At 35.1% G+C, this 16,960-nt stretch carries 12 protein-coding genes; 2 read left to right on the top strand and 10 right to left on the bottom strand.

Features of this window, described 5'->3' with window-relative positions:
• Positions 1-58 precede the first annotated feature (58 nt).
• The 3 genes from FG167_RS08280 to FG167_RS08270 all read right to left on the bottom strand — a co-directional run bounded on the left by FG167_RS08280 (position 59) and on the right by FG167_RS08270 (position 2,846).
• Complete coding sequence (locus tag FG167_RS08280; protein WP_203461080.1) at positions 59-400, bottom strand: P-II family nitrogen regulator; 342 nt, start codon at positions 398-400, stop codon at positions 59-61.
• Positions 401-491: 91 nt separating this feature from the next.
• On the bottom strand, positions 492-1,796 hold the full coding sequence (locus FG167_RS08275) for an ammonium transporter (RefSeq protein WP_203460937.1): 1,305 nt from the start codon (positions 1,794-1,796) through the stop codon (positions 492-494).
• 30 nt (positions 1,797-1,826) lie between these two features.
• Positions 1,827-2,846 (bottom strand): outer membrane beta-barrel protein, encoded by a 1,020-nt coding sequence (locus FG167_RS08270; RefSeq protein ID WP_203460936.1) that lies wholly within the window; start codon positions 2,844-2,846, stop codon positions 1,827-1,829.
• 440 nt (positions 2,847-3,286) lie between these two features.
• Here FG167_RS08270 and gltB point away from each other — a divergent pair, with 440 nt between their 5' ends.
• Both gltB and FG167_RS08260 read left to right on the top strand, forming a co-directional pair.
• Entirely contained in the window at positions 3,287-7,783 is a 4,497-nt protein-coding gene (gene gltB / locus FG167_RS08265) for a glutamate synthase large subunit (RefSeq protein WP_203460935.1), read from the top strand.
• A 3-nt stretch (positions 7,784-7,786) separates the two neighbouring features.
• Positions 7,787-9,253 carry a glutamate synthase subunit beta gene (locus FG167_RS08260; protein ID WP_203460934.1) on the top strand — a complete coding sequence of 489 codons (1,467 nt, stop codon included), beginning with the start codon at positions 7,787-7,789 and terminating at the stop codon, positions 9,251-9,253.
• Positions 9,254-9,367: 114 nt separating this feature from the next.
• On the opposite strand, the gene argH is transcribed toward FG167_RS08260, so the two are convergent.
• From argH to argC, 7 genes are all read right to left on the bottom strand, one after another.
• Positions 9,368-10,642, bottom strand: coding sequence for an argininosuccinate lyase (argH, locus tag FG167_RS08255; RefSeq protein ID WP_203460933.1), 1,275 nt, complete (start codon positions 10,640-10,642; stop codon positions 9,368-9,370).
• 115 nt (positions 10,643-10,757) lie between these two features.
• Positions 10,758-11,819 (bottom strand): M20 family metallo-hydrolase, encoded by a 1,062-nt coding sequence (locus tag FG167_RS08250; RefSeq protein ID WP_203460932.1) that lies wholly within the window; start codon positions 11,817-11,819, stop codon positions 10,758-10,760.
• Complete coding sequence (gene argB, locus FG167_RS08245; RefSeq protein WP_203460931.1) at positions 11,816-12,592, bottom strand: acetylglutamate kinase; 777 nt, start codon at positions 12,590-12,592, stop codon at positions 11,816-11,818. The genes FG167_RS08250 and argB overlap by 4 nt, the downstream gene beginning before the upstream one ends.
• 73 nt (positions 12,593-12,665) lie before the next feature.
• Positions 12,666-13,601: an N-acetylornithine carbamoyltransferase gene (locus tag FG167_RS08240; RefSeq protein WP_203460930.1), complete on the bottom strand. Its 936-nt coding sequence runs from the start codon at positions 13,599-13,601 to the stop codon at positions 12,666-12,668.
• Between the two features lie 66 nt (positions 13,602-13,667).
• A complete protein-coding gene (locus FG167_RS08235) occupies positions 13,668-14,807 on the bottom strand; it encodes an aspartate aminotransferase family protein (protein ID WP_203460929.1) in 1,140 nt (379 codons plus the stop codon).
• A gap of 98 nt (positions 14,808-14,905) precedes the next feature.
• Positions 14,906-15,706 carry a pyrroline-5-carboxylate reductase gene (gene proC / locus FG167_RS08230; protein ID WP_203460928.1) on the bottom strand — a complete coding sequence of 267 codons (801 nt, stop codon included), beginning with the start codon at positions 15,704-15,706 and terminating at the stop codon, positions 14,906-14,908.
• Positions 15,707-15,957: 251 nt separating this feature from the next.
• The gene (gene argC / locus FG167_RS08225) at positions 15,958-16,941 is read right to left on the bottom strand and encodes an N-acetyl-gamma-glutamyl-phosphate reductase (protein WP_203460927.1); all 984 of its coding nucleotides are present in this window, start codon (positions 16,939-16,941) and stop codon (positions 15,958-15,960) included.
• Between the last annotated feature and the right edge of the window lie 19 nt (positions 16,942-16,960).

Here is a 16,960-nt window from a genome sequence, read left to right as displayed (position 1 = left end):
ACTTTCTAATTCTTCTTCGTACTGAATATGTAAATCTTTAAAAAGAATAATATCCGTACTATCTTAATATCTTGGAGCCTTTCTCTCCTGTTCTAATTCTGTAAATTTCATTTACTGAAGAGACAAACAACATACCATCACCATCTTCACCAGAGTTTGCAGATTCTAGAATTGCCTTTATAGTTACCTCTTCAAAATCATCATTAACAATAATGGTCAAATAACATCTTTCCATTTTATTAACCTCATTTGTAATCTGACTTAAAACGGTACTTTCTTCTTTATCAATTCCTACACCTGTAACATCCCAAAAAGAAAAAAAATTGACCCCTACATCGTGTAATGCTTCTTTAACAATGGTAAACTTAGATTTTCTAATAATTGCTTCTACTTTTTTCATTGTATCTAATTTCAATTTCTTTTAAAACAAAAATAATAGTCCTAGGAAATAGTTTCTAGGACTATTATTTGATTTAAAATAGTATATTTTATTAACCTCTTTCTCTCTTTCCTGGATAAGCAATCTCACCGTGTTCGGAAAGATCCAATCCAATTGTTTCTTCTTCTTCGGTAACACGAAGACCTAATGTAGATTTTAATATTTTCAAAATAATAAATGATAAAACAATAGCCCAAACAGCATAAGCTAAAACCCCAGTTGCTTGTACACCTAGTTGACCAAATCCTCCGCCATTAAATAAACCTATTCCAGTATCACCATCTATTCCCCAAAGTCCGATCACTAAAGTTCCCCATGCACCACATACACCATGCACAGAAGCTGCTCCAATAGCATCATCAATTTTAAGTTTCTTTTCAATAATCTCAATAGAAAAAACAACTATGATACCTCCTATTAATCCGGCAAAAATAGCTCCGACCGCAGACATATTTCCACAACCAGCAGTAATACTTACTAAACCAGCTAAAGCACCATTTAAAGTTTGTGGTAAATTAGGTTTACCGTACCAGATCCATGTAGTAATCAAAGCTCCTAAACCACCTGCAGCTGCAGCTAGATTTGTTATTAAGACTACATTAGAAGCAGCAATAGCATCTGCTCCACCCCATGCAAGTTGTGATCCTCCATTAAATCCGAACCATCCTATCCATAGAATAAATACACCTAAAGTTGCAAGAATTTGATTGTGTCCTGGAATAGAATGCACTTTACCATCTACAAATTTTCCAATTCTTGGACCTACCATAAATGCAGCTACAAGTGCAGCCCAACCACCAACAGAATGTACAATAGAAGAACCTGCAAAATCAATAAATCCTAATTCGGTTAACCAACCAGAACCTTGCCATTGCCATCCACCAGCTATTGGATAAATTAAAGCTGTCATTAATATAGAAAATATAGCATAGGTAGAATACTTAGTTCTTCCTGCAATAGCTCCAGAAACTATAGTTGCAGCTGTTGCGGCAAACATGGTTTGAAAAAATAAATCAGCACCTTCTCCTTGCATTAATCCGCTCCAGAAAAACCATCCGTTAGAAGTATCTCCATACATTAAAGAATAACCAACTAACCAATATGTTAATGAGCCAACACAAATATCAAGCAAGTTTTTCATTGCTATATTTGCTGCATTTTTCGAGCGCGTCATCCCTGTTTCTACTAGTGTAAAACCAGCCTGCATAAAGAATACTAAGATACCTGATATTAGCATCCATAACATTCCCATATCTGCATTAATAGCAGATACCGCTTCTTCTATATCTTTTGTTGTAGCAGCCACAACTTCTTGCGTTGCGACTAGATTTGGTAATATTGTTAAAAAATAATCCATAATAATTGTTTGTAGTTAGTTATTATTTAATTAAAACTGGTAGATAGCAGCCATTGTAAATGCAGCGAAACTTTTAGTGCTTTCTAAATCACTATCCGCATATACTTCTTGCGAGTTACTATCTAATCTTAATTCTGGTTTTATCGTTAAAGCTTCATAAGTATAGCTTCCTGTTAACGTAAGTGCAAGTACATCTTGATCATCTACAGAAGTATCTGCATCACTTAACCAATCAAAGTATTCTCCTCTTAAACCAATAGAAAATTTATCAGTTGCAGCAAATTGTGGATAGATAGCAGCTCCCATAAAACCTTCACCATCATTATCTGCATACGCAGCATTTAATCCTAAGTAGAAAGAATCTGAAATATCAAATCCACCGGTATAATCTATTTCAAAACCTAAAACCTCATTATCATCATAGTAGAAGTTTAAAAATTGTCCGGAATACCCTAATTGCGCACCGAAAGCATAACCTCCAATATAATTATTGTTCACATCTGTTGGATTCATAACCGCAAGCATTAAGCTAAAATCATCCGATAAAGCAAAGTCTGCTTTTAAACCAACATGTGAGAATGGTCCGCTAGAAAATAAATACGAAGTACTATAGTTAAAGTTTCCTGTTGGAGAAATTACTTCGTAACCTAAATACGTATTAAAACGACCTAAAGTTAAAGTAGTACTTTCTGTAACATTCCAGTATGCGTATAATTGATTTAAATTATAACCGCCAATTGCAGCATCACCTCTTGGTCCAAAAACTAAATCGGCAACAACTCCTGTTTTCTCCCCTTCATACTTAGCAATAATATTTGCCATACCTAAAGCAAAACCTGTTTCATCTGCAAACGAAGTTCCAAAAGATTGAAAAGCATCACCGTCAGCGCCAAAAATAGCTTTATCACTTGAGGTTAAATTGGATTGATAATAAGCATCTACACTTCCTTCAAAAGAAAACTTCTTTTCTTTTTTCTCTGTTTCTGTAGCTTCTTGTGCAAAAAAGTATGATGATGATAACACCATAACGGATAGAAATAATTTTTTCATAAGTATATAATTTAGTTAGTAATCAGATTCAAACCTATATAAAAAACAATTTAACCCCTAAATTTTAGGGGGTTAAATATTCATTTTTATGATTTAATCAATTTATACCCTTTTTTTTATAGGGCAAAATAAAATAAACACGATTTTATTCACAATTCCATATTTGCGAAAAAGCATTATTTTCATCATTTATGCTTTTTTATTAAATTATATTCAATTTTTCTGTTTTAACGAAAACGTTTTCGTAACAAAAGCTTATTTTTATTAAGTATTATTCATTGCTTATTTATTAGTTATACTACATATTATTGCTGAATTTTCATTTAGAACCCACTAAATTATCGATATGAAAAAAGTGTTTGCTCCTTTTTTTATATCGAATAATAGCTTCTATATTAGAGACGTAATAAGGCCTTAAAAGCCTTTAAATTTGACTCATTATGCTAAAAAAACAAGGACTTTATTTACCAGAATTTGAACACGATAATTGTGGTGCAGGATTCATATGTAGCTTAACAGGAAAACGATCGAATGACATCATCCATAAAGCTCTTGAAATTTTAGTTAAACTAGAACATCGAGGAGCGGTAAGTTCTGATGGTGTAACAGGTGATGGCGCGGGAATCTTAATCGATATTCCTCATAAATTTTTTAAGATTTTTTGCGAATTTGATCTGCCAGAAGCTGGAGAATATGCAACCAGTAATGTATTCCTTCCTAGAAAAGAAAACCAACGTCAATATTGTATCGATGTTTTTGAAAAAGAAATTCAAAATCAAGGCCTTAAATTAATAGGCTGGAGAGACGTACCTGTGAATAGTGATGTATTAGGTGAAATTGCTAAAGTGACAGAACCTTTTGTAAAACAAATATTTATAGGAAAGGAAAACGATACACAAACCGAAAGAGAATTCAACATAAAATTATATGCTGCACGAAAAATTGCAGAACATACTATATATGATTCTAAATTATCGGAAGCTAAATTCTTTTACCTACCAAGCTTATCTACTAAAATCATTATTTTTAAAGGCTTATTAATGCCGGAACATATTAATGAATATTATTTAGATTTATTTAATTCGGCCCTAGACACTAGATTAGCATTAGTACACCAACGTTTTTCTACCAATACATTTCCTACTTGGGATTTAGCACAGCCATTTAGATACATCTGTCATAACGGAGAAATAAACACCGTAAGAGGTAACGTATCTCGTATGTTTTCTCGCGAAGAAATCATGGAAAGCCCATTATTTGGTGATGATATTAAAAAGATTATCCCAACGGTTTTAAGAGGAAAATCAGATTCTGCAACCTTAGATATGGTTGTCGAATTATTATTAATGACAGGTCGCTCACTTCCAGAAGCGATGATGATGCTTGTGCCTGAAGCTTGGGAGAAAAACCCAAATATGTCGGATGCTAAAAAAGCATTTTACGAATACAATTCATGTCTAATGGAACCTTGGGATGGACCAGCTTCTATACCATTTACAGATGGTAATTTTATTGGCGCCGTTTTAGATAGAAACGGATTGCGTCCTTCACGTTACACGGTTACCAAACAAGGAAATGTTATCATGTCTTCAGAAACTGGAGTTGTAGATATTGCTCCTGAAAATATAGAATTCCATGGTCGTTTAGAGCCAGGAAAAATGTTTTTAGTAAACATGAGCGAAGGTCGTATCGTTAACGATGAAGAAATTAAAGAAGAAATTGCAGCCAAACATCCTTACAGAAAGTGGTTAGATGAAAACTTAGTCCACCTTCGAGATATTGAAGCTAAAGAAGGCCATATTAAATATGACGAAATCGATCTGAAAAAGCGTGAAGTTGTTTTTGGTTATACCGAAGAAGATTTAAATACCATTATTCGTCCCATGGCACAATTAGGTAAAGAACCTATTGGATCTATGGGAAGCGATACTCCTATTGCTATTTTATCGGAAAGACCACAACTAATCTATAACTACTTCAAACAGTTATTTGCTCAAGTTACCAATCCTCCTTTAGATGGTATTCGTGAGGAATTAATTACAGATATTAGTTTAACACTTGGTAGTGATGTTAATATATTCGACATTAATGCCGAGCATTGTAAGAAATTAAAAATTCAGAATCCTGTTATTTCTAAACATGATTTAGATAAAATTAGAGATTATGATACGAATCCCGATTTTAAAATCGAATCTATTTCGATGTTATATGAAGTAAATCGTGGATTAAACGAACTGGAAGTTGCACTAGAAAATTTAGTCACTAAAGCTTCTAAAGCGATAGATGAAGGCGCAAATATTATTATTTTATCTGATAGATTTGTAGACGAAAATCACGCACCAATTCCTGCGCTTCTAGCATGTTCTTACGTAAATCACGCCTTACACAAATTAGAAAAACGTTCTAGAATTAGTTTAATTATTGAATCTGCTGAACCTCGTGAAGTACATCATTTTGCACTACTATTTGGTTATGGCGCAAGTGCTGTAAATCCATATATTGTAAATGAAATTGTTCAGAAACAAATCAACAATGCAGACCTTACCGATTTAGAATATTTAGCTGCTATTAAAAATTACAATAAAGCAGTTGGTAAAGGAATTCTGAAGGTGATGAACAAAATCGGAATTTCCACCTTAAACTCTTATCGTGGTTCTCAATTATTTGAATGCATCGGGATTAAAACTTCAACAGTTGAAAAATATTTCCCAAATACACCAACGCGTATTCAAGGTATTGGATTAAGAGAAATTGAGCAAGAAATTGTGAAACGTCACAAAAGAGCTTTTCATAAAAATACAGAACCAGAAATTGAAGTTGGTGGAGAATATCGATGGAGACGCGGACAAGAAAAACACATGTTTAATCCGTTAACCGTTGCGAAACTTCAGGAATCGGTAAGAACCAATAAAGCCTCTACTTTTAAGGAATTTTCAGATTTAGTTAACAACCAATCTAAAAACCTAATGACTATTAGAGGGTTGTTTGAATTTGACCAATTTGACCCAATTCCTTTAGAAGAAGTAGAACCTTGGACCGAAATTGTAAAACGTTTTAAAACTGGAGCCATGTCTTATGGTTCTATTAGTAAAGAAGCACATGAAAACTTAGCCGTTGCCATGAACAGAATTGGAGGAAAATCTAATTCTGGTGAAGGTGGAGAAGACCAAGAACGTTTCTATAAAAGCTCACAAGGAGATTGGAGAAACTCCGCAATCAAACAAGTAGCTTCCGGACGTTTCGGAGTTACCTCTAACTACTTAACAAGCGCAAGCGAAATTCAAATAAAAATAGCACAAGGTGCTAAACCAGGTGAAGGCGGACAATTACCTGGACCTAAAGTAAATCCGGAAATTGCAAAAACAAGAAATTCAACGCCTTATGTTGGATTAATCTCACCACCTCCACATCACGATATTTATTCTATTGAAGATTTATCCCAATTAATTTACGATGTAAAATCTGCAAACAGAGAAGCTAGAATTAATGTAAAACTAGTATCCGAAATTGGTGTAGGTACTGTTGCAGCTGGAGTCGCTAAAGCAAAAGCAGATGTTATTCTAATTGCTGGTTTTGATGGAGGAACCGGAGCAACACCTTTAACTTCACAAAAACATACCGGTTTACCTTGGGAACTTGGTATAGCAGAAGCACAACAAACTCTAGTAATGAACGATCTTAGAAATCGCGTAGTTTTAGAATGTGACGGACAATTAAAAACGGGTCGAGATGTAGCCATCGCATGTTTACTTGGAGCAGAAGAGTTCGGTTTTGCAACCGCACCTTTAGTAGCTTCCGGATGTATTATGATGCGTGTGTGTCATTTAAATACGTGCCCAGTTGGTATCGCAACGCAGAATCCGGACTTGCGTAAAAAGTTTAAAGGAAAACCAGAACACGTAGTCAACTACATGTATTTTGTAGCACAAGAATTACGTGAAATTATGGCAAAATTAGGGTTTAGAACCATTAACGAAATGGTTGGACAATCTCAAAAACTAAACAGAAATAAAGCGATAGATCATTATAAATCTTCAGGAATTGACTTAACTCCTATTTTACACAAGGTAGAAGTTGCAGAAGATGTACAACTATTCAACACCTACTGTCAAGACCACAACTTGAATGTGCATTTAGATTTTAAAATTATCAAACAAGCACATCAAGCGTTATTCAGAAGGCAAAAAACAAACTTTGAAATGCCTATCACAAATATTGACAGAGCAGTTGGAGCAGTTATAAGTAACGAGATTTCAAAAATTTATGGCGCAGACGGATTACCAGAAGACACTATAGATGTTGATTTCACAGGTTCTGCAGGACAAAGTTTTGGAGCATTTGCAACCAAAGGTTTAAAATTCACCGTTCACGGAAACACCAATGATTATTTAGGAAAAGGTTTATCTGGAGCGAAATTAATTATTAAAGTCCCAGAAAAATGCACCATTGTTCCCGAAGATAATATCATTACAGGAAACGTGACTCTATACGGAGCAACCTCTGGTGAAGTATATATAAATGGAAAAGCAGGAGAACGTTTTTGTGTTAGAAATTCTGGCGCAAAAGCAGTTGTAGAAGGTATTGGAGATCACGGTTGTGAATATATGACTGGCGGTGTTGCCGTTATTCTTGGTACTGTTGGTCGGAATTTTGGAGCAGGAATGAGCGGAGGAGTTGCTTATGTTTTAGATGAAGATGAAACCTTCCAACAAAACTGCAATTCGGAAGATTTAAATATCGATCCATTAGAAAATGAAGTAGATATCCTTCAGTTGAAAGAATTGATTGAAAATCATCTAGAAGCAACAGGAAGTCCTTTAGCAGCACGTATTTTAAAAGACTGGAATAATTACCTTCCGAAGTTTAAAAAAGTGTTACCAGAAGAGTACAGACAAGCCTTAGTGAGATTAGAACAAGAACAATTAGAATTAGCGTAAATTATGGGAAAAATAACAGGATTTTTAGAATTTAAGCGTGAAAACGAAAGTTATATAGCGCCAGAAAAACGCATAGAGAATTACAAAGAATTTACGATTCCTTTAAAAGAAGACCACTTAGAAAATCAAGGTGCACGTTGCATGGATTGCGGTATTCCTTTTTGCCAAAGTGGTTGTCCGCTAGGGAATTTAATTCCAGATTTTAATGATAAAGTATACAAAGGCAAATGGAAGGAAGCTGCTGAAATTTTACATAAAACCAACAACTTTCCAGAGTTTACCGGAAGATTATGCCCAGCACCTTGTGAAGAAGCTTGTGTATTAGGTATAAATGAAGACCCAGTAACCATAGAAAATATTGAAAAAAACATTGTAGAAACGGCCTTTAAGGAAGGTTGGATTGTTGCACATCCACCAAAAGTTAGAACCGAAAAAACAGTTGCTGTTATTGGTTCTGGCCCTGCTGGATTAGCTGCTGCACAACAATTAAATCGCGCAGGACACACCGTTACCGTTTTTGAACGTGACGAAAAAGTTGGTGGTTTATTACGATACGGAATTCCAGATTTTAAAATGGAAAAAACCGTGATTGACAGACGTGTTGCTGTTTTAGAAGAAGAAGGCATTATATTTAAAACCAATGCACATGTTGGTAAAAATATAGATGCTAACAAATTAAAAGACGATTTTGATGCGGTTATTTTATGTGGTGGCGCAACCGTAAGAAGAAATATCCCTATACCTGGAGCGGATTTAAAAGGTGTGACGCAAGCGATGGACTTTCTAAAACTAAGCAATCAATATGTAGATGGTTTAATAGATTTTAAAGATGTGATTTCTGCGAAAGGAAAAGACGTTATCGTTATAGGTGGTGGAGATACAGGAAGTGATTGTATTGGAACTTCCAATCGTCATCATGCAAAATCGGTTACTAATTTCGAAATCTTAAGTAAACCTTCTATAGGTAGACCAGCAAACCAACCTTGGCCATATTGGCCAATGAAGCTAAAAACAACTTCATCGCACCAAGAAGGCGTAGAACGTTTTTTTAGTATTTCTACCAAAGAATTTATTGGAGACAAAAAAGGAAATTTAACCGGATTGAAAACCATAGAAGTAGAATGGATTTTCACACCTGGAGAAAGACCACAACTTAAAGAAGTACCAAATACTGAAAAAGAATGGAAATGCGACTTAGCATTATTAGCACTTGGATTTACAGGAGCTGAAAAAACGCTAGCAGACCAATTTGGTTTAAAAATGGATTTTAGAACCAACATTGAAGCTACAACAAAAGATTACAAAACGAATGTTCCAGGAGTTTTTGCCGCTGGAGATATGCGTCGCGGACAATCGTTAATTGTTTGGGCTATTTCTGAAGGAAGACAAGCAGCCTATCATATAGACACCTATTTAATGGGAGAATCTTGTTTGCCTTTAAAAGATGATAGTGATTTACCTAGAGTTTAACAAATTCCTGCGAAAGCAGGAATCTTAGAAATAAAAAAAGCACCTTTTTCAAGGTGCTTTTTTTATAGATTCATGCTACAAGATTTCAAAACCTACGCAGATGAAATAATCATTTTATTTTGGATATTTACCTCTAATCCCATCCAAACACAAATTACCAATACTGCCAACATGGCTATGTTTTTTTGAAGTATCTGGCACATAGGTCCCATTCTCCACTTCACCACCAATTTTTTGATAAGCTTCTCTAAACGGCATCCCTTCTACAACCAAGGTATTAATATTATCTACCGTAAATAGGTATTGGTATTTCGAATCGTTTAAATCGATATGCTTTACGATGACTTGCTGAATGGCATAATTAAAAATATCTAACAAATCTTTTACATCTTCAATTGCCGCAATGATATTTTCTTTTAATAGTTGAAAATCTCTGTGATACCCACTTGGTAAATTGTTCGTGATTAAAACCATTTCGGTATGTAAAGCTTGTATTTTATTTGCTTTTCCACGGATTAATTCAAACACATCTGGATTCTTTTTATGTGGCATAATACTACTTCCTGTAGTTAATTCATCTGGAAAAGCGATGAAGCCAAAATTCTGACTATTATACACACAAATATCCATTGCAAAACGCGCCAAGGTATTACACAAACTACCTAAAGCTAAAGCAATGGTACGCTCGCTTTTTCCTCTACTCATTTGTGCTGCAACCACATTATATTTTAAAGTCGAAAAACCCAATTCCCGTGTAGTTAAATCTCTATCAATAGGAAAAGAACTTCCGTAACCAGCCGCAGAACCTAACGGATTTTGATCTACAGTTTTTAAGGCCGCATTTAGCAAATACACATCATCAATCAAAACCTCAGCATAAGCAGAAAACCATAACCCGAAGGAGGATGGCATAGCCACTTGTAAATGCGTGTAACCAGGAAGCAAAGCTTCTTTATGCGTTTCTGCTAAACCTAAAAGTGTTTCAAAAAACGTTTTTGTTTTCGCGTTAATTTCTTTTAAATTCTCTTTATAGTACAATTGAAGCGCTACTAAAACCTGATCGTTTCTAGAACGTGCGGTGTGGATTTTCTTTCCAACGTCACCTAAGGTTTTAGTCAGTTCATATTCAATTTTAGAATGCACATCTTCAAACGATTCTTCAATAACGAAGGTTCCGTTTTCTATGGTTTCCGCAATAGCGTGTAAACCATTTTTAAGTTGTTGTAATTCTTCCGAAGAAATGATTCCAATGGACTCCAACATTATTGCATGCGCTAAGGATGCCTGAACATCGTACTTCGCAATATGCATGTCAATTTCTCTATCGTTTCCAACGGTAAATTGTTCTATTTTCTTATCGATACTTATTCCTTTGTCCCAGAGTTTCATTTTATTCCTGCGAAAGCAGGAATCTCTGCTTTCTTTTTTAGTTAAACATTCTCATTCCTGCCAATACAGAAACCTATTTTTTGGACTCCGCATCCAGTGCGGAATGACAGTACAATTAAAGTACTTTTTCTAATAATTCAATATAAATCTTAATACCTTCTTCAATTTCATGCACGTAAATAAACTCATCGGCAGAATGCGATCTTGTACTATCTCCTGGTCCTAATTTTAAAGACGGACAAGTTAAAACTGCTTGATCGGACAAGGTTGGCGAACCATAGGTACTTCTTCCAATTTCTATTCCTGCAATTACCAATGGATGATCGATTGGAATAGAGGACGAATTTAATTTTATACTTCTCGGAATAATACTATCACAAGGCGCTTCCTTTTGTAAAATATCGACAATCTCTTGATTGGAATATTTATCGTTTACACGAACATCCACTACTAACTTCACATCTGCTGGAACTGCATTATGCTGTTTTCCTGCGCTAATTTGAGTAACCGTTAATTTCACTTCCCCTAAAGCTTCCGAGGTTTTATCGAAGGTGTAATTTTTAAACCATTCTAATACCGAAATTGTATTATAAATGGCATTATCGGCATTTGGATGTGCAGCATGACTTGGGGTTCCTTTTACGATTGCATCAAAAACCACCAAACCTTTTTCGGCAACAGCCAAATTCATCAAGGTAGGCTCTCCAACAATAGCGACATCTACTTTTGGAATCACAGACAGCATACTATTTAATCCGTCAGGACCACTACTCTCTTCTTCCGCAGAAGCGACAATCACCAAATTAAAATTCAGGTTTTCTCTGTTATAAAAATACGCAAAGGTTGCCAGCAAACTTACCAAACAACCTCCAGCATCATTACTACCTAAACCATATAATTTACCATCCTCAACAATCGCTTTAAAAGGATCTTTGGTATAGCCATTATTTGGTTTTACCGTATCGTGATGCGAGTTTAACAATAGCGTTGGTTTGCTATCGTCAAAATGTTTATTCGTTGCCCAAACGTTATGTTTCGTTCTTTTAAAAGGAATATCCTGTTGTACAAACCATTGCTCAATATGTGCTGCAGTTTGATCTTCTTCCGAAGAAAAGGACTGCGTTTCTATGAGTGTTTTTAACAGCTGAATTGCTCTTGTTGTTAGTTTTTCTATCATTTGGTAATGGTTGTGTGTTTATTATTTTTGTGGAAAAGCATTTCGGATTTACCAATACAAACTTTTTGTACCTGATGGTTTATCGCATGAAAACAGTTGTTTAATTTTGGAAGCATGCCTTCATAAATAATTCCGTTTTCGATTAGTGACGGATAGCTTTTTGTGTTGATATTTTCGATAACAGAATCGTCATTATCGACATCTTCTAAAACACCATTTTTCTCGAAACAATAATATAATTCGGTGTTATAAATGGAAGCGAATCCTATTGCTAATTCGGAAGCAATCGTATCTGCATTGGTATTTAATAATTGTCCGTTTTCATCATGCGTTATCGCACAAAACACAGGAGTCACATTATTATTTAAAAGGATTTCTAAAGTTTCGGTATTTACTTTTACAACATCTCCAGCAAAACCATAATCGATAGGTTTTGATGGTCTTAAATCTGAAACAATCGTGTTTCCATCTGCTCCAGAAAAACCAATCGCATTGCAATTATTAGCTTGCAATTGCGCAACCACATTTTTATTAATTTTTCCAGCATACATCATGGTGATAATATCTAAAGTTTCTTGATCTGTGATACGTCTTCCATCCACCATTTTAACTTCCACTTGCATTTGTTGTGCTAGTTTTGTTGCTAATTTTCCACCTCCATGCACTAAGATTTTAGGAGCATCTATAGTTGCAAATTCTTTTAGAAACTGTTGTAAAGCAGCATCGTTATCGATAATGTTCCCTCCTATTTTTATGACTTTTAGTGTTTTCATACTTAAATTTTCTGTCTCCTCGAGCGCAGTCGAGAGGTTATTTAGGTCTCGACTGCGCTCGACCAGACAAATTTTACAATGCTTCCAAAATCTGCTTCAGCACCATTTGCGCTGCAAAAGTTCTATTATTAGCCTGCTGCATCACCACGGAATTTTCACCATCTAAAACAGCATCTTCCACCACTACATTTCTTCTAACTGGCAAACAATGCATGAATTTTGCGTTTCCTAGTTTTTCTTTGGTCATCATCCAATTTTCATCTTGACTTAACACTTTTCCATAGTCGTTATAACTACTCCAGTTCTTCACATACACAAAATCGGCATCTTTTAAAGCTTCTTCTTGATTGTAATTTATGGTTGTGTTCTTGGTAATTTCTTCACTTAACGCATAGCCTTCCGGATGTGTAATAATTAAATCGACATCCATATTTTGCATCATTTCTACAAACGAATTCGCAACTGCTTGCGGCAATGCTTTTGGATGTGGCGCCCAAGACAAGACTACTTTTGGTTTTGGTTTCTCAGATAATTCGGTAATAGTAATTGCATCTGCCAAGGCTTGTAAAGGATGCGCTGTTGCGCTTTCCATATTTACTATTGGTACTGTTGCGTATTTCACAAAGCTATTCATCACAAATTCACTTTCGTCTTTTTGCTTATCCGTTAAACTTGGGAATGCTCTAACAGCAATAATATCGGCATATTGCGATATTACTTGTGCAGCTTCCTTGATATGCTCTGAGGTATTCGCATTCATGATGGTGCCATCCTCGAATTCTAGATTCCAGGCATCATTCACATTTAGAATCATGACTTCCATTCCTAAGTTTTTTGCCGCTTTTTCGGTACTTAATCGCGTTCGTAAACTGGCATTAAAAAACAACATCACCAAGGTTTTGTTTTTCCCTAAATCTTGGAATTCAAAAGGATTCATTTTTAATAAAATAGCTTCCCTAATGGTATCTTGAAGATTGGATATGTCTTTTATGTTGGTGTACTTTTTCATGTATAATAGGTCTCGACTGCGCTCGACCAGACAGTATGAATGTCTCCTCGAGCGCAGTCGAGAGGTTTAAGTTGTTATCTTTTGTAATTCACTTTGTAAAGCCTCAAAAAACAAATCCACATGTTCTTTTTGGATAGTTAAAGGCGGAAGAATTCGCAATAAATTAGGATTCTTTGCGCTTCCTGTAAATATTTTATGATCAAAAATGAGCTTTTTCCGAAGTGCTGCAATTGGAAAATCGAATTCCAATCCCAGCATCAAACCACGTCCTTTAATATTTTTTATTTCAGAAATAGCTTTCGCTTTCTCTATAAAATAAGCAGAAACCTCTTTTGTATTCTGCATCAATTTTTCTTCTTCAATAACTTCTAAAACGGTTAAAGAAGCGATACATGCCAAGTGATTTCCTCCAAAAGTGGTTCCTAATAAACCAAAGGACGCTTTAATATCTGGATGAATTAAAATCCCGCCAATCGGGAAACCATTCCCCATGCCTTTGGCAATAGAAATAATATCTGGAGTCACGTTATATTGTTGAAATGCAAAAAAATCACCAGTTCTTCCAAAACCAGATTGTACCTCATCTGCAATAAAACAAGTATTGTATTTTTTGCACAATGCATCTACACCTTCGTAGAACACCGCGGTACTTTCGTCCAATCCGCCAACACCTTGAATACATTCAATAATTACAGCACAAACATCGTTTTTAGCTAATGCTTTTTCCACTCCTTCTAAATCGCCTAATGCTAAAATCTCGACCTCTTGTTGCGCATTAATTGGTGCAATAATCTTCGCATTATCGGTTGCTGCAACTGCTGCTGATGTACGACCATGAAATCCGTTTTTAAAAGCAACCATCTTTTTCTTTCCGTTATGAAAAGATGCTAACTTTAATGCGTTTTCGTTCGCTTCCGCTCCAGAATTACACAAAAACAATTCATAGTTTTTACAACCGGATAATTGCTCTAATTTATTTGCCAATTGCACTTGTAACGGATTCTGAATCGAATTACTATAAAAACCCAATTTAGCAACTTGCTCTGAAATTGCAGCCACATATTTTGGATGCGAATGTCCGATAGAAATCACAGCATGTCCGCCATATAAATCTAAATATTTGGTGTTGTTTTCATCATAAACAAAAACATCTTCAGCCTTTACAGGTGTGATATCGAATAGTGGATATACATTAAATAAACTCATACTATTATTGTTTTTCCTGCAAGGTCTTCAAAAACCTTGTAGGTATCATTTTATTTTTAAGCTCAAACCTACAAGGCATTAAAGACCTTGCAGGAGTTTTACATCTGCTCTTTTTTAATGTTGCTAATTTTGTTAAACGAAGCAATCATTCCTTGTATTAAAGAAGAACTCAATCCTTTATGTTCCATTTCATTTAAACCTTCAATCGTACAACCTTTTGGCGTAGTTACTCTGTCGATTTCTTCCTCCGGATGATTCCCATTGGTAATCAATAAACTTGCAGCTCCTTCACTAGTATACATGGCTAATTCTTGTGCTTCTTTGGCATCAAAACCTAACTGAATAGCTGCTTGCGTGGTTGCTCTAATTAAACGCATCCAAAAGGCAACACCACTTGCACATACTACGGTTGCTGCTTGCATCTGACTTTCAGGAATACTCAACGAATGTCCTAATCGGTTAAAAATAGCTTCGGCAATTTTAAGACGTTTTGCACCTTGCTCATTACTACATAAACAGGTCATCGATTTACCTACCGCAATTGCTGTATTTGGCATAGCTCGAATGATAAATTTATCTGCACCAACTATCTCTTCCATCTTAGGAATTAAGAAACCAGTAATGGTTGAAATTAAAACATGCTTTTCTGTTAAATCATCTTTTATATCCTTTAAAATTCCTTCAAAATGTGCTGGTTGCACAGCAAAAATTAAGATATCCGATTTTGCAACAGCTTCCGCATTATCTGTAGTTAAATACACATTTTTATACCCATCAAATTCTTGAATGTCTTCTAGATTTCTTTTCGTTAGATACAAAGTAGTAATCGCATTGTTGGTTATCAATCCTTTTGCGATGGATTTCCCTAAGTTTCCTGTTCCTATAATTGCTATTTTCATGCTTGATCTTTTTGTTTTCATTTCCGCGAAGACGGAAATCTTTTTAATTAAACTTTCTCTTTACTAAGACCTTTCGACTGTACTCAAGGTGACATATTTATTTGTTTTTTTGGCGTTACCATAAGGGTCGCGCTTTCCACTATATCTTTTTTGTCTTGTTCTCGATACAAATTTGCTCATGCTTCACAAATTCACTCGAACTGACACCAAAAAAGGATGTCGTTCCAATCGCTAACGCAGCAGCAGTACTTTTAAAAGTAATTCGCCTTCAATTTTAAACCTTCTGTTTCTTCAAAACCAAACATTAAGTTCATATTTTGAATGGCTTGTCCCGAAGCTCCTTTTAATAAATTATCAATGATACTTGTCACCAATAATTTATCGTCATGTTTATGTAAATGAAGGATGCACTTATTGGTATTAACTACTTGTTTTAAATGAATCTCATCATCGGAAACCACAGTAAATGCAGCATCTTTATAAAATGCGTTATACAATGCTTTTGCGTCTTCCAAGCTTCCATTGTACTTTGTGTACATGGTTGCGAAAATTCCTCTAGAAAAATCACCGCGATTTGGCATAAAGTTGATCTCCGAACTAAAATCAGATTGCAATATTTTTACCGACTGATTAATCTCTCCTAAATGCTGATGCGTAAATGCTTTATAATGTGAGAAATTATTATCTCGCCACGTAAAATGCGTGGTAGCGGATAAGGACGTCCCTGCTCCTGTTGCTCCTGTAACCGCATTCACATGTACATCGCTTTGTAAAACTTCGACTTTCGCTAAAGGCAATAATGCTAACTGAATCGCGGTTGCAAAACAACCTGGATTCGCAATGTAATTCGCTTTTTTAATCGCTTCCTTATTCAATTCCGGCAATCCATAAACAAAAGTCTTACCTTCAAAAACGGCATCGTTTGTTAATCTAAAATCATTACTTAAATCAATGATTTTAGTTTCCGCAGAAAAGGTGTTTTCCTCTAAAAACGCTTTAGAATTACCATGACCCAAACACAAAAACAACACATCTATTTTTGGATTAATTGCATTGGTAAATACCAAATCTGTACTACCAATTAAATCTTGGTGTACTTTAGCTATTTTGTTGCCAGCATTAGAAGTACTGTAAATAAAATTGATATTTACTTTGGAATGATTTAACAACAATCTAATCAATTCTCCTGCTGTGTAACCTGCTCCTCCAATGATTCCTATTTCTAATTTTTTCATATCTATTTCCCACGAAAGT

Source organism: Lacinutrix sp. WUR7 (assembly GCF_016864015.1).
Lineage (GTDB): Bacteria > Bacteroidota > Bacteroidia > Flavobacteriales > Flavobacteriaceae > Oceanihabitans.
Note: the sequence above shows the minus strand (reverse complement) of the source record. Positions and strands in the feature narration are given on the sequence as shown.

Bases quoted from the DNA above. Each gene is read 5' to 3' on its own strand.
- FG167_RS08280 (WP_203461080.1), bottom strand. From the start codon at position 400: ATGAAAAAAGTAGAAGCAATTATTAGAAAATCTAAGTTTACCATTGTT.
- FG167_RS08275 (WP_203460937.1), bottom strand. From the start codon at position 1,796: ATGGATTATTTTTTAACAATATTACCAAATCTAGTCGCAACGCAAGAA.
- FG167_RS08270 (WP_203460936.1), bottom strand. From the start codon at position 2,846: ATGAAAAAATTATTTCTATCCGTTATGGTGTTATCATCATCATACTTT.
- gltB (WP_203460935.1), top strand. From the start codon at position 3,287: ATGCTAAAAAAACAAGGACTTTATTTACCAGAATTTGAACACGATAAT.
- FG167_RS08260 (WP_203460934.1), top strand. From the start codon at position 7,787: ATGGGAAAAATAACAGGATTTTTAGAATTTAAGCGTGAAAACGAAAGT.
- argH (WP_203460933.1), bottom strand. From the start codon at position 10,642: ATGAAACTCTGGGACAAAGGAATAAGTATCGATAAGAAAATAGAACAA.
- FG167_RS08250 (WP_203460932.1), bottom strand. From the start codon at position 11,819: ATGATAGAAAAACTAACAACAAGAGCAATTCAGCTGTTAAAAACACTC.
- argB (WP_203460931.1), bottom strand. From the start codon at position 12,592: ATGAAAACACTAAAAGTCATAAAAATAGGAGGGAACATTATCGATAAC.
- FG167_RS08240 (WP_203460930.1), bottom strand. From the start codon at position 13,601: ATGAAAAAGTACACCAACATAAAAGACATATCCAATCTTCAAGATACC.
- FG167_RS08235 (WP_203460929.1), bottom strand. From the start codon at position 14,807: ATGAGTTTATTTAATGTATATCCACTATTCGATATCACACCTGTAAAG.
- proC (WP_203460928.1), bottom strand. From the start codon at position 15,706: ATGAAAATAGCAATTATAGGAACAGGAAACTTAGGGAAATCCATCGCA.
- argC (WP_203460927.1), bottom strand. From the start codon at position 16,941: ATGAAAAAATTAGAAATAGGAATCATTGGAGGAGCAGGTTACACAGCA.